Below are 22,028 nucleotides of genomic sequence, written 5' to 3' on the forward strand. Positions count from 1 at the left end.
GCCACTGTAGCGCCGGCGCCAATCACCGCGGCCACTGGCAAGGGCACGCCCACCGACACGTTGGCCAGGAAGGAGCCAATGACGATTCCGGGGGCAACTTCGAAGCCCAGAGCGAGCAGCGCAACAAGGGCGATGCCGCTGGAAGGCCACACCAGAGACACTGCGCCGCCCACTATCGCATAAGCAAGTCCTACTTTTGCGCCTGCGTAGTACGCCAATGCCACAAACCCGGTGTGGAGGAAGAGCCTGAACCTGGAATTGCCCCGAATAATGACCATGGTTCGCTTCAAACCCTCTACGCGAGCGATGCCTCACACGTCCCGGCACAGCCCGCAAGCAGCAATCCTGATGAACCTGTCAATATGGCGAATTTGATGCCGGGGTTACGCAGGTCACACACCTCATATCAAGCGGACCAAAACTACTATGAACCCACGTCAGAATTCTTCTGCGCGCTATCGCACCTACGAAGGATCATCATGGCAGTACAAGGCGAGCTTGTTCAGGCGGGTGTCGTTCTGCCTTGCCAACACTTCGAGATCGAGAGACGGTGATTTCCGATCAAGGGGCAATGCCCTGATTCAAGGAGGCTCCGGATAATCGGGAAAAATCGCCAAAGAGCCGTCCCGGCCGACGACGTGCCGACTGGCACAACGGCTCCGATGACCGGCAGACGCCGAGAGCGGCCATAGCTGCGGTGCCAGGACGAATGACGGTTGAGGGTCGAACTCGGCCGTTGGTTGTCGTCGCGGCCGTATCTCTGATAAGGCTTCGATATAATCAATCGCTTCCCGGCGTCGCAATGTCGAAAAAATGTCTTCCAAGCGAAACAGATCCCCCGGCCGAGCCCGCAGGCCGCTGACGAAAGCGCTTCTATTGCCGATGGATCGCGCCTCCGCCAGTGAACGGTCGCTGTCCTGTCATCTTGCGCTGGTCGCATGCCGCGACGGACATGGCAACAGCCATCTGGTCAATGAACTTATGTGCGCGGTGTACCTGAGCTGGTATCTGCAGCGTGCTGGTTACGGCAACCAACTGGTGGAGCAGTTCAAGACCGCCGAATATGCGGTCGAGAACACCCTGGCGCACGCCCACGAGACGGGGGAGTGGCGGCTCGCGTCTGAGGTAATCAGCGACTTTGAAGCGCTGCTGACGCTGTATGACGCCCAGCTCGGAAGGGCTCCTCTTCACGAAGTATTCGAAGCGGAGCGGCAGCTGAGGGGGTTTTTGATGGGAACGGACCATTCCCCGATCCCGTAATCGCCGTATCGGCAAACCTTGGCCGATTACTATTCGGGCGGAACCCTTGCCGCAGGGGGCGTTGCATTATTGATTTCGGCAGCCGATAAACTTCGGATTCCTTCTCATTTTACATAATTATATTAATCAACATTTTTGAATGGACTCCTCCGAAGTTGACACGCTTGCAAGGCCGCCATTTGGCTACCAGGCACGCTGGGATGATTGAGGTTGTCAACGGGTCCGCCGTTAGAATGCTCGCCGGACCATACTGGACTACGTCAGCCCCATGACATGGCGTCCGAGAAGGACCCAATTGGCGCTCAGCGAAACAGGAGCATCGTTACGTACGACCTCGAGCAATTGTCCGGTTTCAAGCGGCTCGCGTTGACACCTTCTGACAGTCTCGGTCCGCGTACTCTCATATCCTAATAGCATCGCCGGCGACAAAACCGACCATATCCACGTTAGCCGGGTGATACGCACGAGTCACAAGCTGCGGCACACTATCTTGGATCGGATTGGCAGATCCGTCGAGGGTGCTCGAAAGTCGCAGTTCAACCCTAAGCAGTCTCACGGCTTTCCTTCAAGCAGTCATTTGCAGACACGGTAGTTCAGACAGTTTGCGACCTATTTGGTTGGAATCACCGTCGGATTTCCAGTAAGCCCTCACCGTTTCAGTTCCGCCGCTTTCGCTCATTCTCGAAGGGTATGAGGTCGAACTCACCGAGCAATGCGTCTGCCGGCAATTCGTCGTGCCGACGCCGCTCTTCTGTGTGCATACCTAATATGAGATAAATCAAAGCAGCGCGGACAAGGCGAAGTAGGCGAAGTGTGCGGCGCTCGAACTCATCGACGGTGAGCGAGTACGCAAAGTCATCGAACCACATATCCGAGGTATCCGATTCCGGTATCGCGAATGATTGCACCTTCACGTACTTGTGTTCCAGATGGTTCCGGAGCTTGCTGAGTCCTTGCGCATCTGGATCAGTAACGTCCGCAAACTCGGGCTCGAACAGATCCTTGCTCAGCCAATAAAGGCCGCGCAGGGGCCAGTTCTTGGATGCGTTGAATTCTGGTCTAACCGTGGGAGACTTCTCCTCCTTCCAGATGCCGCGAAATGAAACTTTGTTTTTCGCGATGCCCAGATCAAGGTACTGGTTTATGAAGTACGCGATCTTGTCCAGGATCGAGTACGCCATGCGGAACGAGATCTTGAGCTTCTCTACGGCGAGACCATACGCGGGGTAATCCAGCGTGTTGTACAGGTACACTCCTAAGTCAGAGTCATGGACCTCGTCTGAATTTACCGCTTCGAAATACAACCAACGGGCAGAGACGAACTCCTGCTTAAGTTGGTTGAAAAATCCAACCACAACCGGTGCCTTACCGAGCTTCGTGACCATGCTGGGTAAGTCGAGGTCATCGTGCGCCGCTAACTCGATCGGCCCAATGTCGTTCAACGTGTTCAAATACAGTCCACTGAACAGGCACCAGCGACGATATTCATCGCCGACATTCAGGTTGCTTCCCGAGGCATCCAGCGAGAACGCTTCGTCGATTGCTTCCAACTTGTAGTAACGCTCAATGTGATCGATTTTGGATGCAAAGTGTGAGCGCAGGCCCTGATCGCCTATAGTTGGCTCTTCATCCGTGTGGTTAAGCATTTGCTCCAGTTCGCGATGGGCGAACCACATGAAGATGGGACCATGGGGACCATCATTGTGCGAACGGGCATAGTCCATCAAGGAGCTGCCGCGATTACCTCTAGCCATCCAGAATTTTGGATTTTTGCGCAAGGCCTCGGTCCAAACTGCACTTGCTTCCACGAATCGTCCGCAATGGCTCAGAGCGCCCGCTAAATTCGTCAAGATTTGACACTGCAACTGGAGATCTACTTGTTCGTACTCTTGATACCGGGTTGCACGCCTCAAAAAGTAGATCTGCTTTTGCAGTTCTTCTTGGTCCCACTCCCACGCGGAATCCTCCTCCGAGCGTCGACGAGCACCGGCAAATGCCAAAGCGTTTGACCGAAAGTAGTCGAGCATCACTGCGTGCCCCCCGCTCAGCGTGCGCGCATCAAGCTCTTCACACCACGCCAGCGCACGAGCATTCAGGGTTGCGTCATCGTCGTCGCGCGCCTTATCTATAGCTGTGCCAATGATGCGTAGGCAATCGAGGTCGGGCAAAGAATCTAGTTTGAGGTCATCGTCGAACGTGTCCATAGCGTATCCAATTTTTGGTCAGTATGCGACTTAACAGCGCTGTTTATTCCGCCTCGGCGCATCGCTTCGGCACCTCAAAAAATCGCTGAGATCGGCAAAGCTAATGCATACGCGGTTCCACCGTCCGATGCGGGAAGCGCGGATTGCCGACGATTCAGGCACCCATGTCGACTGACCGTTCAGGCCGGTTACTGCCTGACGCGACCGGCCGTGTACGACCCGTAAGGGGCAGGCGACTCTCTTGAAAGGATGCTCAAAGGGAGCTCCGCGCTCCGGTGAGCGGCTTCGAGGGTTCATCCCGAAGTAGAACTGCCGACTCCGACCGAACGCGGCGCAACTTCAAAGCCGTCTCGTGTTGAATTTCATGCGACTTTTTCAGGGTGCAACATCTACGGGCGTATGTCGTTCGCCTTCGCGCCGACGATTAGAACCAAGCGCTCGCCAGCAAAGAATTCCGGTGTGAGCGGGCCTATGCTGTGGGCGACGCCACCAGCCGTCAGGATCTCGCCAAGCAAGCGCGCTTCGGGCGGAATGTTGGCGATGTCCCTAACGCCGATGTGAACTCCCTCGACTTCTGGTCGCAGTCCTGGGGTGGGTAAGGCTAGATCGGACGCACAGCCCGCGCCTCGAAAGATCGTCACGAAGTCCGTTGCATAGGTCTGTGCTTCGTTGTTGCCACCTGCGGCTGTGACAGGAATGTTCCCGATACGTGGACATAGCTCACGCGCCTTGGCGCTCATGGCCGCTGTCGCTCCGGCGGACAACCGTCTCGGCGCCATTCGAGCCTCTAGTTTTAACCGTTCCGCACGTTCATGATCGGCGGCAGCTTGAAGTATCAGATTGGACTCTTTCAACTTCTCAGTGTTTTCATTCGCGCGGGCCGCCTCCTCTCGGGCAGTGGCGGTTTGCGCTTCGTTCACTTGGATTCTTTCATCGGCAAAACGATCGCGGATGCCGCTAGCCCAAATCGCGGCGATAGTACCGATGGCGACTAGGATCGCTCCGACGATTAGCGCCATGTTGGCAAGGTTGAAAATTAAATTCGCAATCGGTAGCGTGACGTCGAACATTGCGTGTTTTTCTTCCATATCCGTTACCGGGTTCGCGAATCAGGGCCACAAATCACCAACTCTAAAGGCGTCGTAATTTCTGTCGTGAACGACTCATGCGTCCAACATGACTGAGAATTTTCCGCTTTTTGTCTTCAACGAGTGCCGGGGTCCGTAGTATCAAGACATCTCAGCCGAAAATGATATCGGAGATTCAAGGCCGTGCCTGATGATTGAAAACAATTCAAGTGACGACGTCGAACGTCTCAAACTGGCCGATCTCTGGCGCACCTGATTTGGAAGCGAAGCGGTGTGCTTGCTCAGCCGACCTGAAGCAGACGTCGGCGTAGCGCTCGCACAGATTAGCCACGAGACTTTGCGATGACCTGGTCGCGATACTCACGCCATTTCGCTAAGCCGGCGGCAGGGTGCTCCGCCTGGTCGAGAAAGCTACTGTCCGAAAGGTCTATGGCCTGACAGCCAAGGCGTTCGCAAAGTTGGAGTATTCCGCCAACGATGGTATCGCTCGCGCGTACGTGAAGGGCCAAGCTTTGCACCGAATCGTCTTTTCCAACGTTGAACTCAATCGAGCCAAACTCGCCGTCGTAGATGCCCCAGACAGGATCATTCCAGTTCGTACCTGGGAAAACGTCCGACACTGTCGTTTGTACTTCGGAAAGGGTTCCCAGTGGACGTGGTTGCTCCTCGCCGGGAATGTCCTGGATGTGGCTATAACCCCGAGTGAACTTATACAGCGACACATCCCAGCTCATTGGACACCCCATAAGACTTTGGTTGACGAGGTCAAGCGGAACCATCGACGATCCACCATGCCGTGTCGAATGGCTCAAATTGGACGCACGCTGCCTGTCGCGGCCGACGACAGGCGTCCCCGCTTCTGCCGATTGTGCGAGATCCACGACTGGCCGTTTCTCTGCGCGATGGACAGTGCTGCAAATCGGCTGCTTTGCGCTGCATCAAAGCGGCTTGAACGCAAGCATCTACCAAGCCCAACGCGGGCATACGGTGACAGCCCCTGGCGTTTCAGGCGACCGGCTTGCGCCACACGCTGGCTAGCCACGGCTGCCGCTCACGCGGCAAGCCGGCGGGCCGGTAATAGTGCTCAATTTCGACGAATCCCGCGCCCGCCATATATCGGCGCCATGCTTCGAGATCATGGAAGACGCCGTAGCGGCCGTGGCTCCAGCCTTCCTGATTCGTGCCGCGCGGGTTGGAGCTGAACAGCACACCGCCGAGCTTCAGTGTCGCGTGCAATTGCCGCAACACGCGCGGCAACGCCTGACTCGGGACATGGAACAGCGCGGCGTTGGCGAAAATGCCGTCAAAGTGCGCAGCCGGCAAATCGAGATGCAGGAAATCCTGCTGCCAGACGTCGCAGCCAGTCGCGTCACGCGCCATTGCAACGAAGCGCTCGGCGCCATCGAGGCCGACCGCGCAATGGCCGAGTGTAGTGAAGGCCTTGAGATCTCGCCCCGGCCCGCAGCCAAAATCCAGGATCGTAAGAGGGGGCTCGACTTCGATATGGTGCAGCAGCGCCGCGATGTTCTGCGTGACGTCGTGGTCATACGTGCCGTCGCGGAAATCTTTCGCGTGCGCGTCGTAGTGCTGCAACGTGACGGCACTGATTTTATCGAGGTCGCGGGGGTCGAGTTCCATGCAGGAAGTATATCTCGGGGCATTTCCCGCACGACTACGTCGTATCTCCGGTGTCATCGGCCGTGGTCGGTTGCGTGCCGAACAGGATGAACAACGCGATTCCGCGTGCGCAACTGATTCCTCTTGGGTTTCCGAGGAACGCGCACGGTATCAGGCGAACGGCTGGAGATGGGCCGTACCTTGCCCATCGTCGTGCGATCGACCCGTGCGTGCCACGAGCGGCAGCACGCGACCCCTATCAGCCGTTCGGTGCCGCGTAGTCTATACGTCCGCTTCCGAGGCAAGGCGGTCACCCAGGTGTAAGCCCAACAAGAAATCGTCAGTTCGCTTGTGGTAGCCGGGAAGCGCGACTGCAAGACCTACCAAGACCACGGACATGAAACACCGAGCTCGGGCTCAGTGTCTTGAAGCGACTAGCGCGCGCTGACGCTGCCTAGTGGAGGCCTTGATCTGCATCGAGATTACGCCGTTCTGCAAATTGTGCCGAAATGGGATATGATGACCATCATGCAAAAGTCATCGATTAAAAATCGGAAACCCGCCAGCCGCAAGGAAATCACACACGAGCGCATCGTCGAGGTTGCCGCGCGCGCGATTCGGCGCAGCGGCTATGACGGGACGGGCGTGGCAGACATCATGAAGGAGGCCGGCCTGACTCATGGTGGCTTTTATGCCCATTTTCCGTCGCGCGAGGCGCTGCTTGCCGAAGCTGCCGATCGCGCCGGCTCGGAGGCCGTGGCCCTGTCGGAGCAAATCGCAGCATCTGTGCCGCCGGAGCAGGCATTGCCGTCGATGGTGCGCGCCTATCTGTCGAAGGAGCATCGTGAAGCCATAGAAACGGGCTGCCCGGTCTCCGCCCTTGGCTCGGAGATGCCGCGCCAGGCGCCGGTCGTGCGACGCGCGGCCACCCGCCGCATCAAGGAGATGATCGATGTCGTTGCTCGTCAATTGCCCGATTGGGGGCAACCGGGCTCGCATGAACAGGCACTTATGACCGTTGCCACCATGGTCGGCACCATGGTGCTGGCACGCGCCGTCGACGACCCCAAGCTGTCGGACAGTTTTCTTGAAGCCGCATTGAAAAAATTCGCACCCGTTGAGGAGTAACTGCGCGCATCCGGCGTGCGTTTTTGCTGGACCATAAATATGATGATCATCATATTTTCGACAAAATAGACGCTCGACCAACCATGTAAAGACATTCCTCACTACCGGAAAGACATTATGAAAAACGGAATAGCGCTCGTGACGGGCGCCTCGTCGGGCATCGGCGAAGCCACGGCAAACCGCCTTGCGAAGGCCGGATACAAGGTCTATGGCACGAGCCGACGCGGCGCACAAGCCGGCCAGCGGACGTTCGAGATGCTGCCTCTTGACGTGACTAGCGAAGAATCAGTCGAAGCTGCCGTCAAGGAAGTACTGCGCCTAGACGGCCGCATCGACCTGCTGGTGAACAACGCTGGCTTCGGCGTCGCCCCTGCCGCTGCGGAAGAGAGTTCGCTTGACCAGGCCCGTGCGATCTTCGATACGAACTTCTTCGGGATTGTCCGTATGACGCGCGCCGTGTTGCCCCACATGCGGCGACAAGGTAGCGGCCGCATCATCAACATCGGCTCCGTGCTGGGTTTCTTACCCATGCCCTATATGGCGCTCTATTCCGCCACCAAGCACGCGGTTGCAGGGTATTCAGAGTCGCTCGACCATGAATTGCGCACAATGGGCATCCGAGTATCGGTTATTGAGCCTGCCTACATCAAGACGCCTTTCGACGCGAACTTCATGGCGCCCGACGCCCCCCTCGACGAGTACCGCGAGGTGCGCTCGGCCGTGGATAAGCGAGTCAAGGAGGTGGTCGAGGGTGCTGACGGTCCCGAGATTGTGGCCGAGACCGTGCTGCAGGCCGCTCTCGCGGCTCGCCCGAAACTCCGCTATACAGCCGGTGGACTCGCCAGCCGTCTGCGATTGCTACGCAGGTTTGCGCCCGCGGGCGTGGTAGACGCCGGCATTCGCAAAGATCTGCGGCTCACAACGTAGACGGAATTACTTAACGCAACGTGAACTGGCAAGGAACAACGAACCATGATGAAGGCATTCGTCGTCGATCGATATGGACGCAAGAATGGCGTACGGGCCGGCGATATGCCGGTTCCGGAGCTGCGTGAGGACGACGTATTGATCCAGATTCACGCCGCTGGCGTGAATCCTCTCGATTCAAAGATCAGGGATGGAGAGTTCAAGCTCATTTTGCCCTATCGTTTGCCGCTGATTTTGGGCAATGATCTGGCCGGAGTTGTTGTCCGCGTCGGATCGCGCGTGCGGCGATTCAAGCCGGGCGATGAGGTCTATGCGCGACCGCACAAAGATCGGATCGGCACCTTCGCGGAATTCATCGCGGTCAAGGAAGACGGCGTAGCCCTCAAGCCCAAAACACTCACTATGGAAGAAGCGGCTTCAATCCCGCTGGTGGGCTTGACCGCCTGGCAAGCGCTGGTCGAAAAAGGGCAAGTGAAGAAAGGGCAAAAGGTACTGATACATGCCGGCTCGGGCGGCGTTGGCACCTTTGCCATTCAACTGGCCAAGCATCTGGGCGCGACCGTCGCGACGACAGCGAGCGCCGCGAATGCCGGATTGATGAAGCAACTTGGCGCGGATATCGTCATCGATTACAAGAAAGACGACTTTGCCGCCGTGCTGAAAGACTGCGACCTGGTGCTGGATACGCAGGGCGGAAATACGCTCGAAAGATCACTGCGAGTGCTCAAGGCGGTTGGGAAGCTCATCGGGATCGCCGGTCCACCCGATCCTGAATTTGCTAAACAGATGGGTGCCTCCTGGTTCCTGAAAACGGCGATGCGCTTTCTAAGCCATCGCATCCGAAAGGCGGCGAGACGTCATGACGTCAGCTATTCATTCCTTTTTATGCGTGCCGATGGAGACCAGCTAGGCCACATCGCCAAGCTCATCGAGGCAGGTGCAATAAGGCCCGTGATCGATCGGATTTTCCCATTCGAGTCAACCCGGGAGGCTTTGGTTTATGTCGAAACGGGACGTGCAAAGGGTAAGGTCGTCATCAAGATCATATAGAAGGAGGGATATCTGTTTGTCTCCTCGCAGAGGCAACGGCGCTCGGTCGACGTGAATTTCTTGCAACGTGGAAGGTCACCGTCCGTTGTCGGTGCGGAGCCGACCTTCAAACGTCCGCAGAATAATCAACAGGAATGCCCGCTGTTGGCCGACCTCTGCCTCACGCGATCCGCATGTGCAGCACGAACCCAGCGGTCGGCACCGCGCGACCCCAAAAGCGGACAGTCTGGCGAGACCCGCTACAAACTTTTCAGAAGATTGTCGATTTTCGATCATCAGCTTCGTCGTCAGGTTATTCACACCCAAAGGATCTCCCATGAAATACCTCGGCTTGGCCTACTTCACCCCCGATAAATTCGCCGCGATGGCGCCAGACGACGTCAAGAAATTGGTGAGCCAATGCCCCGCATTGGACGACAAGATGCGGGCTACCGACAAGGTACTGATTTCCGCATCGCTTGGCGATCTGGACAACTGGAGGACGCTCCGCCCGCGCAATGGCAAGACACACGTCACCGATGGGCCCTATACCGAGTCGAAGGAAGTCGTGGGCGGCCTGTTCATCATCGAGGCGGATACCCATGACGAGGCGTTGCGCATCGCCTCCATGCACCCGGCGGCCACGCTGGGCGAAGAAGGTGGATGGGTCGTCGAGCTTATCCCCGTGGATTTCTACTGGTCCCGATGAGGGCTTGGACGCGTGTCTCAAATATGCGTTGGGGCTCTGTTCTCCTCAAACACCTTCACGGCTTCGTGAGTCATCGCGACGATGCTACTTCTGGGCCGAGCGGCGACGCCTGTGATCGACCCCTTGCCGTCACTCGGGTCGCCGCATCGGCAATGGCCGCTTTGAGAGGCTAACGGACGTCGTCCACGCCCAGTCGACTACAGCTTTTTTGCGCGGTGTTCCTGTAGCTTTCTGCTTGGCGCATCGCTTTGTGGCCGCACCTCGCGCGACACAGACACAGGACCCAACTGCACAACGACGCTCGATCAAGGCGCGCTGCATACGGTCTTCAAATAGGAGAGTCCTGCGCGCGTCCCGCGATGGATTCGAGTCTTGCCGCGCGGGACGGGGCCTACCCTGATTCGGCGGTTACGGTCCAGGGTATCGAAGCTCACCAAGGACATATTCGAGCGTGGAGGCGACCTCACCCGCGTCTTCTCTGAACGCGCGGACCATTTCCAAGTCCACCCTCTTTGTTTCGTCTGTGACCTTCTTTATTTCCGATTTGAACTTTGACTCGTCAAGATCAATCCAGATTTGCCATGGATTGTGGGCAAGCAGGTTTCGTCTATCGGCAAGCTTTTGGGCCTTCTTGAGATAGCTGAGCGCAACGGCTTTATCGCTCTCTTGCCCTTTCAATCGCTCGACAAGCTTGATCACCAGTTCAATGCGCGCCTTGAATTGCTGGCCACCCATGAGTTCGTCAAGCCGGTCACTCGACAGCTGTTTCATGTAGCGATAGGTCAATTGCTCGATCATCGCAAACGCCCAAATTGCCTCTCCGAGTGCTTGCGCTAGTTCCGCTTTCAAATCTTCAAGGTATTTAATCTTATCTGCCATTCCCGCCAAGCTCCTTGACTGCGCGTAAGACGACCGCACGCCGTAGCGATTCGAATTGTTCTGTGCCGAGCATCTTGCGTAGGAGCGCATCCAGTGCGGATCGCGCTAACGTGTCCGCGTCTCCAGCCCACTCCTCAATTTCCATTCCTTGTGTGAGACGCTCATACACGCGTTTAATGCGCTCGCTATATGCCTCATCGGTGGCACCTACTTTCCAAAGCGGTTCCGTACCCGTCACGCCAATTACGATTTCGCGGAATATTTCTTCGAAGTTCTCCAGCATCTTGACTGTGTCCGATGTAATCCACAACGCCCAGCCATGGCCTAGTCTACGGCGGGTCCAGCCGGTCCGCCAACGACTCAAGGGTGTGGAATCGAGCGCACCTTCATTTGGGCGGTCAGGCACTAACGGGTTGCCGGCCAGATAGCGCACGTCGACGAGCCACGCGAAGCGAAGGATGTGCACCAGCTTCACATTTTCTCGCGATAAGCGCTACACTAGATACTGTATATCCATACAGTATTCATGCCCCATGAACGCCCTGCCGCGTCATCCTGAAGACATCCACCCCGCGCTATGGACCTATACCCTAACGATGCATAGTTTGTGACTTGCGGGCATGCACGCGTTGCGCGACATGGCTTTCGCGTAACTCCTGATTCCATGTATGACTACATCGAAATACATCGTTTTGAGCGGGCCGCGGTAGCTTCGTGAACGATCCGTTTTTTGGGAAAAGGATGGCTGGGTACGGCCATGAAGCGACGTTCGCTCGAGCGCTCCCATCGACACTTGAATGACGGGTCCACTCCGTAAAGCGCCATTCGGGTTTCGCGAGAGATTCGTCTACCTCGTTGCCGGTCCGGACGCACACGATAAGTATGGTCGGCACACCGCGCGACGGCCCGCTCCCGGGCAATTCGAAGGACTTCGTCATCGAGTCGCGTCACTTACTGACACGGTCCCGTGGTATCGCGCCGCACCAGTTGAATGGGCAAAACATCGTGGACCGGCGGTCCCATTCCACCCGCTCTGATGCGCTCCACAAGCCGGCGCGCGGCAGTTCGTGCCATCGCTTCGACAGGCTGTCGGATTGATGTCAGGCCGACCAGCGGCGAGCCTGCCAGCGGCATGTCGTCAAAGCCGATAATCGATAGCCGCCCCGGCACTGCGATGCCCTGCCGTTTTGCTGCTTCAAGCACACCGAGCGCGATGGTGTCATTGCCCGCAACGATGCCAGTGACGCGGTTCTCCTCGCTTAGCATTGCGATGGCGCTGGAATACCCCGCTTCGCTGGTGTAATCACAAAAAATCAACGGTACCGAAGTCGGCGGTATGCCCGCTCCTTCTAACCACTGCATGGCCCCTTTGACGCGGTCTCTGCTTGTCGACGTGTTCTGCGGACCCATTACAAGCCCGATTCGGCGATGACCGAGTTGGTAGAGATGTTCGGCCGCGATCGCACCAGCGTGAACATTGTCAATCTCTACCGTGTCGACCCTCACATTGTCGACGGACCGAACGACGAGTACCAAGGGAATGCCTCGTCTTTGCATCTCCGCCACGACAGGTGAATCCAGTGTCGCGGTCGCGAAGATCATTCCATCGAGATAGCCATCGATCAAAGGCCGAAACGCGAGCAAATTTCCTGAATCGTTCATCGAGTCGATCATCAGCGTGATCTGGTAATCGAATTCCTGCAGAGCGTCATGTAGATGCGTCAGCAACAACGTCATAAACCGGTTATGCAACGCTCCGACAACCACGCCGATCAGCTTCGTTGCCGACTTACGCGTGGGTCGACCTTGGGACGGAATCCTGTATCCCATTTCGGCAGCGACCGCTTGCACGGCGCTACGGGTGTCGCTACTGATGGCTGGGTGCCCCGTCAAGGAACGAGACACAGTGGACACCGAGATGCCAAGGCGCTCGGCAACATCTTCAAGCCGGACTTTTGAAGACTTTGAGCGAACAATCGAACGCATGTTAGTTTGCATAAATTTGCATTGGCGGGGTGGTGCAGACAGGTTACTTCACGCTAAGGATGCTGGCCGCTAGGGTAAGTATGGAGCATTTGCGCAGATTTTGCAGAAAAATTTGCGCTACATTTGCATCAACGCAGCAGACTACCCAACTTCAGACAGCACGCTGCTACCGATCACCCCCCTGCAAAAAGGAAATGCAAATGGCAATCCAATTCTTGAAGCACGGTCGTAGCGCCGAAGAGTCCTCGCAAGACGCCGCGAAGGTTCGCGACGTGGTCACGGGCATCCTCGCCGACGTAGCATCGCGCGGCGACGCAGCGGTCGCTGAACTCTCGGCGAAATTCGACAACTGGTCGCCTGAAAGCTTCCGACTGTCGGAAGACGAGATTGCAAGCTGTGTTCGCTCGCTGTCTCAGCGTCAGCTCGAAGACATCAAGTTCGCGCAAGCGCAGGTGCGCAACTTCGCCCAGGCGCAACGCGACTCGCTTCGCGACATCGAGGTGGAAACGCTGCCGGGCGTGGTCCTTGGTCACAAGAACATGCCGGTCGAGAGCGTGGCGTGTTACGTTCCCGGCGGGAAGTTTCCGCTGGTTGCCTCGGCACACATGGGCGTCGTAACGGCCAAGGTTGCAGGCGTCCCGCGCATCATCACCGCATCGCCGCCGGTCGGTGGCAAACCCAACCCGGCTGTGGTCGCCGCCATGCATCTCGGCGGTGCTGATGAGATTTACACGTTCGGTGGTGTTCAGGCCATCGCTGCGATGGCGCTCGGCACGCAGACGATCGATCCGGTTGCAATGGTGGTCGGACCGGGCAACGCGTTCGTCGCGGAAGCGAAGCGTCAACTGTTCGGTCGCATCGGCATCGACCTCATCGCAGGACCGTCGGAAACGCTGATCATCGCCGACGACAGCGTCGATGCAGAAATTTGCGCGACGGACCTTATGGGTCAGGCAGAGCATGGCTTCAATACCCCCGCTGTTCTTCTCACCAACTCGCTGCAGTTGGCCAAGGACACCATCGCTGAAGTTGAGCGCCTGCTGAAGATCCTGCCTACGGCGAACACGGCGGGCGTTTCGTGGCGCGACTATGGTGAAGTGATCGTGGTGGACACGCTCGAGGAGATGGTGTCGGAAGCCGATCGCATCGCGTCCGAGCACGTCCAGGTGATGACGCGCGACCCGGACTACTTCCTGAAGAGGATGAAGAACTACGGTGCGCTCTTCCTTGGCGCGCGCACCAACGTCGCCTACGGCGACAAGGTCATCGGTACGAACCACACGCTGCCGACCGGCAAGGCCGCGCGCTACACGGGCGGCCTCTGGGTCGGCAAGTTCATCAAGACCTGCACGTATCAGAAGGTCCTGACGGATGAAGCGAGCGCTTTGATTGGTTCGTACTGCTCTCGGCTCTGCGCCATCGAGGGCATGATCGCCCACGGCGAGCAAGCCAACATCCGCGTGCGTCGCTTCGGCAACCGCGATGTGCCTTACGGTACCGCCGTCCCCGCCTGATTGCCGATAAGGAAACGCTCATGACACGGACCAAGCCGCGGCCGCGAACCGACTTTCACTGGTTCTGCCAGGTTAATACCCAGTGGAAAGACATCGACATCTACGGGCATGTGAATAACGCTGTTCACTACACGTGGTTTGACACCGCAGTCAATGGATGGCTCGTCGAACGAGGCCTCCTGGACCCGGTTCGCGGTGAGGCTGTCGGTTTGGTCGTGCACACGAGCTGCGAGTACTTTGACGAGGTCGTCTTTCCAGACCTCGTCACCTGTGGGCTGTCCGTAAGCAGAGTGGGTACAACCAGCGTAACCTATGAGATCAGCCTGTTCAGAAACGACAGTAATCAATCGTTCGCGCATGGCACCTTCGTTCACGCCTACGTCGACCGTATCACTCGCCGGCCGGTCCAGCTTTCTGACGATCTACGTAGCGCGGTGCAACAAATTCAAGGCAGTCGCTGAGAGTCTCTTTGCTGGCATAGCCAGATCAACTATCTAAAGTGAACGTGTGAAGACAGCGGGCGTCGTGAGCGCTACGGCCACCGTCCGCTTTGCTTCAGGATTTCCGCATGCCGTATCTGCAGTTGGACGTGACCGGCACGTATCCGGTAGAGGCCAAGAAAGCGCTTGCGCAGAAAATGGCGTCGACATATGCCGACATGATGAAGATAGACATACGACGCATCAGCATCGCCATTCGAGAAGTGGGCAATGGCGGCGTCTGGAGAATCGTGGACGGAGAACCCGTTTCCGCCGCCGTGATGATGTGTGACATTCGAAGGGGACGAACACCCGAACTGCGCATGCAGGTCGCGAAGGCAAGATCGGCGCACGACGACGCCTAAATTTGCAAACGCCAAGCCTGCTCCGTGTTACAACCTCACCGGGAAGGCATAACGCCCAGGCAAAAGAAAAAAAGCGGAGCAATTCGTGCTCCGCTTCTCCCGGCGACGGCTGCCTATCATTCGCCGCCAAACTGCTGCAGTGTCTCCAGTGCTTCCAGAAGCACGTCCTTGGCAGGTCCCTTCAAATATTTCTTGAGTTCCTTCTCGACTTGGGTCTGCGCCGCGCGCCAGTGCGGCTCAGCCTTTTTCAATACACGGGCACCGGCGGGGCTAAGCTTCGCCAGCTTATAGCGCGCATCCTCATCGCTCGATACCTCAACCCATCCCGCATCGATTAGCAACTTGATGTTGCGCGAGATTGTCGTCTTGTCGAGCGACAACTCAGTCGCAATCTCGTTGTAGGTTGCCGAGCCGAGGCGGTCGAGACCACGCAACAGGGTGAGCTGCGTGATCTTCAGACCCACCGGGCGCAAAGCGTCGTCGTAAATGCTCGTCAGGGCGTTCGCCGAGCGCCTGAACTGGGTGCAATAGCATTCAGTGAACATCGACGGTCCTCCGGATAGACGCGCAGTGTATATGCAACTATCGTATCACCTCTCGACAGCGACATGTAGAACCGGTGACCGGTTTGAAGTTAGATCTAAAATCGGACTCCGCGCCCATTCAGACTTTATGACAGGGGCATCGAGGGTCCGTAGGGTTCTCACTAGGTTTCAAACCTGCCCATCTTCACTAGACTGATGCATATACATCAGTTGTAGGTACATCTCTACCCGATTGAATCTAGCCGTTAAATTCAAGGGTGAGCGCATCAGAAGTGGTAGCGGACGAGACATTGCGCCTTGTTGGGGCCACCCGCGTCGCACTGCCAACTTACATCCATATAGATGTATATACAACCGGAAATTAACGCGATGCTGTCCGGTCCATGCAGTTTTCGTAAGCTGCATACGTATTCAATCCGGACAAAACCCATAACCTGATTCGCCTCTCTAGGAGCTCTCGGAAATGCCCATCATCGTTTGCAACACGCGCGCAGGACTGGATGTCGATGTCAAGCGGAAGATCGCGAAGGCGATCACCATCGCCGTCAACGAGACCATTAAATCCCCGCTCGAAATCATCAGCGTAATCTTTAATGACCTGGCGTCCGAAAGCAGCTACATAGGTGGAGAACCGGGCGGCGACACGCTCATCATGTGTAACATTCGCGCCGGTCGATCCGACGAAGCGAAGCTCACTCTTGTCAAAAAAGTGAGCGCCATTTTCAGCGATTTCGCGGGCATTTCAGAAGACCGCATCGAGACCGGCCTGCTTGAATTCGTTCCCAAGTTCATCATCCGCGGTGGCAAGCAGCTGCCTGATCCGCCTTACGCGTGATCGACATCCCCACGATATGGGCTGTCGATACGTTCACAAAACTTTGCATACCTATGCATTAGGAGACAGGTTTGGATACCAAGCACTCGACTGCGGCAGGGCATTCGTTATCGAAGATGCTGACGATTGCGACCGCCAGTTTTATTGGAAGTGCCATTGAGTGGTTTGACTTCTTTCTTTACGGGATCACCTCGGCACTTGTTTTTGGCAAGCTGTATTTCCCCGGTGGAGATCCATTGACCGGGACGCTGCTGGCGTTCGGTACGTTCGCGGTCGGTTTCATCGCGCGGCCATTCGGCGGTATCGTCGCGGGTCATCTCGGCGACCGTGTCGGGCGCAAGTTCGTGCTGGTCACGACGCTGCTCGCAATGGGCTTGTCGACCACGCTCATCGGTCTTGTGCCGTCTTACAACAGCATCGGACTCGCTGCGCCGATCCTTCTGATCCTGCTGCGCATCGTGCAAGGGTTGGCCGTAGGCGGAGAATGGGGCGGGGCCGCGCTGATCGCCGTCGAGCACGCAAACCCGAACCGACGTGGCCTCTATGGCAGCTTCCCCCAGATGGGTCTTCCCGCAGGGTTGTGTATGGCAGTGGGCGGAATGGAACTGGCAAGTCGCCTGCCTGAAGCGGAGTTTCTGGCGTGGGGTTGGCGTATTCCGTTCCTGTTCAGTGCTGTCCTTGTCGCTGTCGGTCTCGTGATCCGACTCCGCATCGAAGAGCCGCCCGCTTTCAAGAAGGTACTTGACACCGATGCAACCGTCAAACTGCCTATCGTAGAGGCGGTTCGCCGGTTCCCGAGGGCGATCCTGATGTCTGCGGGACTCCGATTTGCGGACAATATTTTGTACTACGTATTTACCACCTTCGGCCTGACGTACATGACGAGCCATCTTGGCCTGCCGCGGAAGACGGTGCTTGTCGCGATTCTAATTGCCGCTGCGCTTGAACTGCTGACGAATCCACTTTTCGGCGCGTTATCTGACAAGTTTGGTCGAAAGCAGGTGGTAGTCTTTGGCGCATCGATTGCGGTGGTGGCACCCTTCCCGTTCTTCCACATGATAGGAACTGGGAACCCGACGATGATCCTGCTTGCGGAAATCATGGTGCTCACGATTGCTCACGCTGCTGTGTTCTCGCCGATGGCCGCCTGGTTCGCCGAAATGTTCAGCCCCGAGGTGCGTTATAGCGGGGTGACGATTGGGTTCCAATTGGGCGCATTGGTTGCCGGTGCGCCGACGCCGCTAATCGCGACGGCGCTGCTCGCGAAGTACGGCGACTACACACCCGTGGCCATCTTCGCAATGATTGCGGCCGGCATCACGCTCGTCTGTGCCCTGTTCGCAAGGGTCGCCAACGATCGCAAAGCTCCTTCAACGGCGATGTTGATTCCGGCTAGCGGAACGCATGAAGGCGGAGTCGCGCTCCGTCGAGATTGATCGCTTCCGCGTGGAGGCGGAACCTGTACCTCGACGAACTGGAGTGGCCTGGAAATCATGGGTGGCACAACACACCGCACCTCACACAACACCACACGACTGCATCAAGAAAATGAAACAACTCGCGACTGACGCCATCTTTTGCGCGAACGACCAAATGGCGATGGTCGCGACCTATCGGCGGGGCCACGCATCGTCAGTGGTCAACTAGTCGTGCGCGACTCTGCTCGCCTGCCTCCGAATGGACTGTCACAAATCGGCGGGCACACGGTGTGGACGCAGCCAGCGAAACAATCAATCAACCGGATTTGAATCAGAGAGGGACATATGTCTAAGGGACTTTTTAGTCTTGATGGTAAGACTGCTGTTGTGACTGGCGCGGGTCGTGGCCTTGGTGCGGACATCGCTTCTTTGCTCGCCGAATCCGGCGCGCACGTCTATCTGCTCAGCAAGGATGCCGGGGAACTGGATAAAGTCGCCGCTAGTATCCATCGAAACGGTGGCGCTTGCACTTCTGTTGTATGCGACCTCTTAAAAGATGACCAACTAGAGCGGACATTCTCCGAACTCCCGACGCTGGACATCCTCGTCAACAATGCGGGCACCAACATCCCTTCACGACTCGCGGACGTCAAAACTTCGGATCTGGACTTTGTCATCGGCTTGAATGTCAGGGCGACGTTCTTGGTAACCCGCGCGGCCGTTCGCAAGATGCTCGAATGCGAAGCGACCGGTGACCGTGCCATCATCAACATTTCGTCGCAGATGGGCCACGTGGGGGCACCTGATCGATCGGTGTACTGCATGACGAAGCACGCGATGGAAGGTCTTACGAAGGCAGCCGCTGTTGAACTCGCGCCCAGAATACGCGTGAACACGGTGGCACCTACGTTCGTCGATACCCCGATGACGCAGCCGTTCTTTGAGAACGAGCAGTTCAAGCGCTGGGTCTTCAACCGGATTCCGATGGGCCGTCTGCTTTCAAGTCACCAAGTCGCTGCGGCGGTGCTGTATCTTGCGTCTCCAGCTGCCGCAATGATCACCGGTACGAGTCTGCGTATCGACGGAGGATGGACGGCGCAGTAAGCGGGCTTGTCTGGCCGCGCCGGAACGATCGATCTGACGCGGCCGAGAGGCCGTAGGGCACGTGGTAGTCGCCGCGCTTACACCGAGGCAGGACGCGTCATTGCTTGGACCGGATAAGGCCGACATTCTCGCGAGCGACCGTTTAACCTGGCGATCAAACGCGCCATTCAGATTTCCGCCGTGACTCATGCGCTTTGGCAGCTCATTCGAGACGGCCTGGTCGAACTGCGGCCCGATGAGCTGGATGGGCGGCCAAACGTGCCGCGCTAACGCGCATGGGCGCAGCGCGGGTTCGTCAAGCGTTCATGCACTGGACTAAAGTCAACGAGCGTGTCGAGGTGGTACTCGGGCGGGAATCGGCCGCAGCGTTGCGCGCGCTCGCCGATCACGTCGCGTCGGATGAATTTCTGACCGCATATGAAAGCGCTCGCGCAAGCAATCCCGCGGCGTCCAGAAAGTGATCCACGGCGAAGGAACGCAATCACTTGCGTGTCCGGAAACCTTGCACATCTGACATTGGAGAGGCACCGCGTCCTGTGAAAAAATGGGGCTTTCCAGGAGTGTTGACGCTATGCCCTACCTGCAACTGGACGTAAACGACCACTATTCAGTGGAAGACAAGCGGCGCCTGGCGCTGAAGATGAGCGAGACCTACGCGCGGATGATGTCGGTCGACATCAGGCGTATCAGCGTCGCGATTCGAGAGCTGGGAGATGGCGGTGTCTGGCGGATTCCCGAAGCCGGTGAAGAGCCCACCCCGGTCGCGGTCATGATGCTGGACGTCAGAAAGGGCAGGACGCCCGAACTGCGTATGGACGTGGCCAAAGCGCTGTGTGCGCACTGCATCGAAATTCTCGGCCTGCGTGAAGACCGGCTCAACGTCGAATTCACCCAGCATTCCGGGGATGAGATGTATCACCCGGCGCTGGGCGGCTATAGCCCGGAGTGGACGCCGGGCGAGCAGTAAGGCGAACTACGCTTAAAGCGCAAGGGGCGTGACACCCGACGCCCGCTGTATGGTTTGCGGTGGCTGACCGAATGCACGCAGGAACGCTTGACGCATCCGCTCCCGGTCACCAAAGCCTGTCTCTCTCGCGACGATCTCGATCGGGTGACGAGTCGTCTCCATCATCAGACGAGCGGCTTCAACGCGAAGCCGCTCGACTGCCTTCGCGGGCGATTGACCCGTTTCCTCACGAAACACACGGCTGAACTGACGCGGACTGAGCCGTGCCGCTTCGGCCAGCCGCTCGACCGACAAATCGCTCGCCAGGTTTTCGCTCGCGTACGTGAGTGCCATCTGAACGCGGTCTGAGCGCGCGCCCATCTCCAGCAGCGCCGAAAACTGCGACTGACCGCCACCGCGACGCTGATAAAGCACGAGCTTGCGCGCAACCATGCGCGAGGTGTCCAGCCCGAAGTCGTTTTCGACGATCGCAAGCGCGAGATCCACGCCGGCGCTCATGCCGGCCGACGTCCAGATCTGTCCATCCACGACGAAGATGCGGTCTTCTTCGAGCTGTATGTTCGGATACTGCTTCTGGAAGTCACGCGCGTGGAACCAGTGTGTCGTTGCGCGCTTTCCTTCCAGCAGACCTGCAGCAGCCAGAACAAATGCGCCCGTACAGATCGACGCAATTCGCCGTGAATGGCGCGGCGCTTCCCGAAGGTAATCCACCAGCGCAGCCGAAGGAAGGCGGCATTCGTTGTCGCCCGCCACGATGAGGGTGTCGTAGCCCTCTTTGGCAAGTGGTTCGCTATGAACCGAAAACCCCTGGGACGAAGCGATAGGTCCACCGTGCTCGGACACGATGCTGAATTCGTAAGCTGCTTCGCCGCGCAGCAGATTGGCGTATTCGAAGACGCTCGCCACTGCGAGCGCGAGCGACTGGAAGTTGGGATAGACGACGAGTCCGACGGTATGCATTGATGCCTCGTGAGTCATGGCTTGATTCGTTGAAGGTAGCACAGAACGGACAGCAGTGTAGGCGAAGGAATGGCATAAATCATTGCATATATGGCATTGAGGTCGTAGGCGGCCGAGCTCAGAATTCGCTCCATGAACCGACGCCCTGTTGGTTCAACCACCCACTCAAAGGACTGAAAATGACTTCCTCTACGAACGGTTTCGCGCTGATCACCGGCGCGTCGGCTGGCATTGGCGCCATCTACGCTGATCGTCTCGCCAAGCGCGGCTTCGACCTCATTCTGGTGGCACGCAACCAGACCCGACTGAACGCTCTCGCAGAGCGCCTCACGAAAGAGACGGGCCGCTCGATCGAAACAATTGCCGCGGATCTCAACGACAAGGCTGCGCTCGCGAAAATCGAGACCCTGCTTCGCGAAGACCCGCGCATCACGATGCTGGTGAACAACGCGGGCGTCGGCTCGGTTGCATCGGTTCTCGACGGTCACGTCGACTCCATGGAATCGATGATCAACCTGAACATCACGGCACTGACGCGTCTCACCTACGCGGTTGCGCCTGCGTTCGTCGCCAAGGGCTCGGGCACGATCATCAACATCAGTTCGGTGGTCGGCATTGCAGTCGAACTGCTGAACGGTGTGTACAGCGCCTCGAAATCGTACGTGCTGAGCTTCGGCCATGCGCTTCAGCGCGACCTCGCAGGCAAGGGCGTGCGTGTGCAGACCGTGCTGCCGGCAGCGACGGCAACCGAGTTCTGGGACGTCGCTGGCTATGCGAAGCAAAAGGAAGCCGCGAGCACGATGACAGCCGACGATCTGGTGGATGCCGCGCTCGCAGGCCTCGATCAGGGCGAACTCGTGACCATCCCGACGCTGCACGATGGCGACGACTGGACGAAGTGGGAAGCCGACCGTCGCGCGCTGGCTCCCCGGTTCGCGAATGCCAAGGCAGCGCCGCGCTACACGTCGAACGCCACGACCGCCCAGTAAGCCCACCAACCCATAACGCGAAAGA

General features: G+C 57.7%; 23 protein-coding genes and 1 pseudogene. 14 read left to right on the plus strand and 10 right to left on the minus strand.

What is annotated here, in order from left to right; translation table 11 throughout:
• On the minus strand, window positions 1-278 hold a 278-nt coding region (locus AC3WLT_RS31705; protein WP_492595581.1), incomplete at its 3' end, for an MASE1 domain-containing protein.
• 604 nt (window positions 279-882) lie between these two features.
• On the opposite strand from AC3WLT_RS31705, the gene AC3WLT_RS31710 reads away from it, so the two are divergent.
• On the plus strand, window positions 883-1,260 hold the full coding sequence (locus AC3WLT_RS31710) for a hypothetical protein (RefSeq protein ID WP_492595582.1): 378 nt from the start codon (window positions 883-885) through the stop codon (window positions 1,258-1,260).
• A 656-nt stretch (window positions 1,261-1,916) separates the two neighbouring features.
• Here AC3WLT_RS31710 and AC3WLT_RS31715 read toward each other — a convergent pair.
• The 4 genes from AC3WLT_RS31715 to AC3WLT_RS31730 form a co-directional block, all read right to left on the minus strand.
• Window positions 1,917-3,464, minus strand: coding sequence for an LA2681 family HEPN domain-containing protein (locus AC3WLT_RS31715; protein WP_492595583.1), 1,548 nt, complete (start codon window positions 3,462-3,464; stop codon window positions 1,917-1,919).
• Window positions 3,465-3,853: 389 nt separating this feature from the next.
• Complete coding sequence (locus AC3WLT_RS31720) at window positions 3,854-4,552, minus strand: hypothetical protein (protein WP_492595584.1); 699 nt, start codon at window positions 4,550-4,552, stop codon at window positions 3,854-3,856.
• Between the two features lie 323 nt (window positions 4,553-4,875).
• A complete protein-coding gene (locus AC3WLT_RS31725; RefSeq protein WP_492595585.1) occupies window positions 4,876-5,433 on the minus strand; it encodes a hypothetical protein in 558 nt (185 codons plus the stop codon).
• Window positions 5,434-5,557: 124 nt separating this feature from the next.
• Window positions 5,558-6,190, minus strand: a complete 633-nt coding sequence (locus tag AC3WLT_RS31730) for a class I SAM-dependent methyltransferase (protein WP_492595586.1) — start codon at window positions 6,188-6,190, stop codon at window positions 5,558-5,560.
• A 495-nt stretch (window positions 6,191-6,685) separates the two neighbouring features.
• Between AC3WLT_RS31730 and AC3WLT_RS31735 the strand changes: the two genes are divergently transcribed.
• The 4 genes from AC3WLT_RS31735 (at window position 6,686) to AC3WLT_RS31750 (ending at window position 9,962) form a co-directional block, all read left to right on the plus strand.
• Window positions 6,686-7,297 carry a TetR/AcrR family transcriptional regulator gene (locus AC3WLT_RS31735; protein WP_492595587.1) on the plus strand — a complete coding sequence of 204 codons (612 nt, stop codon included), beginning with the start codon at window positions 6,686-6,688 and terminating at the stop codon, window positions 7,295-7,297.
• Between the two features lie 117 nt (window positions 7,298-7,414).
• Window positions 7,415-8,224, plus strand: coding sequence for an oxidoreductase (locus tag AC3WLT_RS31740; protein ID WP_492595588.1), 810 nt, complete (start codon window positions 7,415-7,417; stop codon window positions 8,222-8,224).
• A 48-nt stretch (window positions 8,225-8,272) separates the two neighbouring features.
• Window positions 8,273-9,274: an NADP-dependent oxidoreductase gene (locus AC3WLT_RS31745; protein ID WP_492595615.1), complete on the plus strand. Its 1,002-nt coding sequence runs from the start codon at window positions 8,273-8,275 to the stop codon at window positions 9,272-9,274.
• Window positions 9,275-9,590: 316 nt separating this feature from the next.
• Complete coding sequence (locus AC3WLT_RS31750) at window positions 9,591-9,962, plus strand: YciI family protein (protein WP_492595589.1); 372 nt, start codon at window positions 9,591-9,593, stop codon at window positions 9,960-9,962.
• A gap of 408 nt (window positions 9,963-10,370) precedes the next feature.
• Here AC3WLT_RS31750 and AC3WLT_RS31755 read toward each other — a convergent pair whose 3' ends face one another.
• From AC3WLT_RS31755 to AC3WLT_RS31765, 3 genes are all read right to left on the minus strand, one after another.
• Entirely contained in the window at window positions 10,371-10,841 is a 471-nt protein-coding gene (locus AC3WLT_RS31755; protein WP_492595590.1) for a hypothetical protein, read from the minus strand.
• The gene (locus AC3WLT_RS31760; RefSeq protein ID WP_492595591.1) at window positions 10,831-11,316 is read right to left on the minus strand and encodes a hypothetical protein; all 486 of its coding nucleotides are present in this window, start codon (window positions 11,314-11,316) and stop codon (window positions 10,831-10,833) included. Before AC3WLT_RS31760 ends, AC3WLT_RS31755 begins: the two co-directional genes overlap by 11 nt.
• A 476-nt stretch (window positions 11,317-11,792) precedes the next feature.
• Window positions 11,793-12,827: a LacI family DNA-binding transcriptional regulator gene (locus tag AC3WLT_RS31765; RefSeq protein WP_492595592.1), complete on the minus strand. Its 1,035-nt coding sequence runs from the start codon at window positions 12,825-12,827 to the stop codon at window positions 11,793-11,795.
• A 200-nt stretch (window positions 12,828-13,027) separates the two neighbouring features.
• Here AC3WLT_RS31765 and hisD point away from each other — a divergent pair, with 200 nt between their 5' ends.
• From hisD to AC3WLT_RS31780, 3 genes and pseudogenes are all read left to right on the plus strand, one after another.
• Entirely contained in the window at window positions 13,028-14,341 is a 1,314-nt protein-coding gene (gene hisD / locus AC3WLT_RS31770; RefSeq protein WP_429315936.1) for a histidinol dehydrogenase, read from the plus strand.
• A gap of 20 nt (window positions 14,342-14,361) precedes the next feature.
• The gene (locus AC3WLT_RS31775) at window positions 14,362-14,802 is read left to right on the plus strand and encodes an acyl-CoA thioesterase (protein WP_429344228.1); all 441 of its coding nucleotides are present in this window, start codon (window positions 14,362-14,364) and stop codon (window positions 14,800-14,802) included.
• Window positions 14,803-14,909: 107 nt separating this feature from the next.
• Window positions 14,910-15,173: pseudogene (locus AC3WLT_RS31780) on the plus strand (tautomerase family protein); the annotation flags it as partial.
• A gap of 128 nt (window positions 15,174-15,301) precedes the next feature.
• On the opposite strand, the gene AC3WLT_RS31785 reads toward AC3WLT_RS31780, so the two are convergent.
• On the minus strand, window positions 15,302-15,730 hold the full coding sequence (locus tag AC3WLT_RS31785; protein ID WP_429344227.1) for a MarR family winged helix-turn-helix transcriptional regulator: 429 nt from the start codon (window positions 15,728-15,730) through the stop codon (window positions 15,302-15,304).
• A gap of 463 nt (window positions 15,731-16,193) precedes the next feature.
• On the opposite strand from AC3WLT_RS31785, the gene AC3WLT_RS31790 reads away from it, so the two are divergent.
• From AC3WLT_RS31790 to AC3WLT_RS31810, 5 genes are all read left to right on the plus strand, one after another.
• Complete coding sequence (locus tag AC3WLT_RS31790; protein ID WP_492595593.1) at window positions 16,194-16,565, plus strand: tautomerase family protein; 372 nt, start codon at window positions 16,194-16,196, stop codon at window positions 16,563-16,565.
• 71 nt (window positions 16,566-16,636) lie between these two features.
• Window positions 16,637-18,001, plus strand: coding sequence for an MFS transporter (locus AC3WLT_RS31795; protein ID WP_492595594.1), 1,365 nt, complete (start codon window positions 16,637-16,639; stop codon window positions 17,999-18,001).
• 327 nt (window positions 18,002-18,328) lie between these two features.
• Window positions 18,329-19,087 carry an SDR family NAD(P)-dependent oxidoreductase gene (locus AC3WLT_RS31800; RefSeq protein WP_492595595.1) on the plus strand — a complete coding sequence of 253 codons (759 nt, stop codon included), beginning with the start codon at window positions 18,329-18,331 and terminating at the stop codon, window positions 19,085-19,087.
• Between the two features lie 305 nt (window positions 19,088-19,392).
• Window positions 19,393-19,548, plus strand: a complete 156-nt coding sequence (locus AC3WLT_RS31805; RefSeq protein ID WP_492595596.1) for a hypothetical protein — start codon at window positions 19,393-19,395, stop codon at window positions 19,546-19,548.
• A 110-nt stretch (window positions 19,549-19,658) separates the two neighbouring features.
• Window positions 19,659-20,054, plus strand: coding sequence for a tautomerase family protein (locus AC3WLT_RS31810; protein ID WP_429315929.1), 396 nt, complete (start codon window positions 19,659-19,661; stop codon window positions 20,052-20,054).
• Window positions 20,055-20,066: 12 nt separating this feature from the next.
• Here the strand turns inward: AC3WLT_RS31810 and AC3WLT_RS31815 are convergent, their stop codons facing one another.
• Window positions 20,067-21,014: a GlxA family transcriptional regulator gene (locus AC3WLT_RS31815; protein WP_492595597.1), complete on the minus strand. Its 948-nt coding sequence runs from the start codon at window positions 21,012-21,014 to the stop codon at window positions 20,067-20,069.
• Between the two features lie 179 nt (window positions 21,015-21,193).
• On the opposite strand from AC3WLT_RS31815, the gene AC3WLT_RS31820 reads away from it, so the two are divergent.
• A complete protein-coding gene (locus AC3WLT_RS31820; RefSeq protein ID WP_120310692.1) occupies window positions 21,194-22,003 on the plus strand; it encodes an SDR family NAD(P)-dependent oxidoreductase in 810 nt (269 codons plus the stop codon).
• Window positions 22,004-22,028: the final 25 nt, after the last annotated feature.

It is taken from the genome of Paraburkholderia sp. FW306-2-2C-D06C (assembly GCF_058781505.1).

What these genes read in the sequence shown, in the direction of transcription:
- AC3WLT_RS31740 (WP_492595588.1), top strand. Translation starts at nt 7,415, where the DNA reads ATGAAAAACGGAATAGCGCTCGTGACGGGCGCCTCGTCGGGCATCGGC.
- AC3WLT_RS31800 (WP_492595595.1), top strand. Translation starts at nt 18,329, where the DNA reads ATGTCTAAGGGACTTTTTAGTCTTGATGGTAAGACTGCTGTTGTGACT.
- AC3WLT_RS31735 (WP_492595587.1), top strand. Translation starts at nt 6,686, where the DNA reads ATGATGACCATCATGCAAAAGTCATCGATTAAAAATCGGAAACCCGCC.
- AC3WLT_RS31820 (WP_120310692.1), top strand. Translation starts at nt 21,194, where the DNA reads ATGACTTCCTCTACGAACGGTTTCGCGCTGATCACCGGCGCGTCGGCT.
- AC3WLT_RS31805 (WP_492595596.1), top strand. Translation starts at nt 19,393, where the DNA reads ATGCACTGGACTAAAGTCAACGAGCGTGTCGAGGTGGTACTCGGGCGG.
- AC3WLT_RS31815 (WP_492595597.1), bottom strand. Translation starts at nt 21,014, where the DNA reads ATGCATACCGTCGGACTCGTCGTCTATCCCAACTTCCAGTCGCTCGCG.
- AC3WLT_RS31720 (WP_492595584.1), bottom strand. Translation starts at nt 4,552, where the DNA reads ATGGAAGAAAAACACGCAATGTTCGACGTCACGCTACCGATTGCGAAT.
- AC3WLT_RS31810 (WP_429315929.1), top strand. Translation starts at nt 19,659, where the DNA reads ATGCCCTACCTGCAACTGGACGTAAACGACCACTATTCAGTGGAAGAC.
- AC3WLT_RS31755 (WP_492595590.1), bottom strand. Translation starts at nt 10,841, where the DNA reads ATGGCAGATAAGATTAAATACCTTGAAGATTTGAAAGCGGAACTAGCG.
- AC3WLT_RS31715 (WP_492595583.1), bottom strand. Translation starts at nt 3,464, where the DNA reads ATGGACACGTTCGACGATGACCTCAAACTAGATTCTTTGCCCGACCTC.
- AC3WLT_RS31790 (WP_492595593.1), top strand. Translation starts at nt 16,194, where the DNA reads ATGCCCATCATCGTTTGCAACACGCGCGCAGGACTGGATGTCGATGTC.
- AC3WLT_RS31710 (WP_492595582.1), top strand. Translation starts at nt 883, where the DNA reads ATGGATCGCGCCTCCGCCAGTGAACGGTCGCTGTCCTGTCATCTTGCG.
- AC3WLT_RS31785 (WP_429344227.1), bottom strand. Translation starts at nt 15,730, where the DNA reads ATGTTCACTGAATGCTATTGCACCCAGTTCAGGCGCTCGGCGAACGCC.
- AC3WLT_RS31775 (WP_429344228.1), top strand. Translation starts at nt 14,362, where the DNA reads ATGACACGGACCAAGCCGCGGCCGCGAACCGACTTTCACTGGTTCTGC.
- AC3WLT_RS31745 (WP_492595615.1), top strand. Translation starts at nt 8,273, where the DNA reads ATGAAGGCATTCGTCGTCGATCGATATGGACGCAAGAATGGCGTACGG.
- AC3WLT_RS31765 (WP_492595592.1), bottom strand. Translation starts at nt 12,827, where the DNA reads ATGCGTTCGATTGTTCGCTCAAAGTCTTCAAAAGTCCGGCTTGAAGAT.
- AC3WLT_RS31730 (WP_492595586.1), bottom strand. Translation starts at nt 6,190, where the DNA reads ATGGAACTCGACCCCCGCGACCTCGATAAAATCAGTGCCGTCACGTTG.
- AC3WLT_RS31750 (WP_492595589.1), top strand. Translation starts at nt 9,591, where the DNA reads ATGAAATACCTCGGCTTGGCCTACTTCACCCCCGATAAATTCGCCGCG.
- hisD (WP_429315936.1), top strand. Translation starts at nt 13,028, where the DNA reads ATGGCAATCCAATTCTTGAAGCACGGTCGTAGCGCCGAAGAGTCCTCG.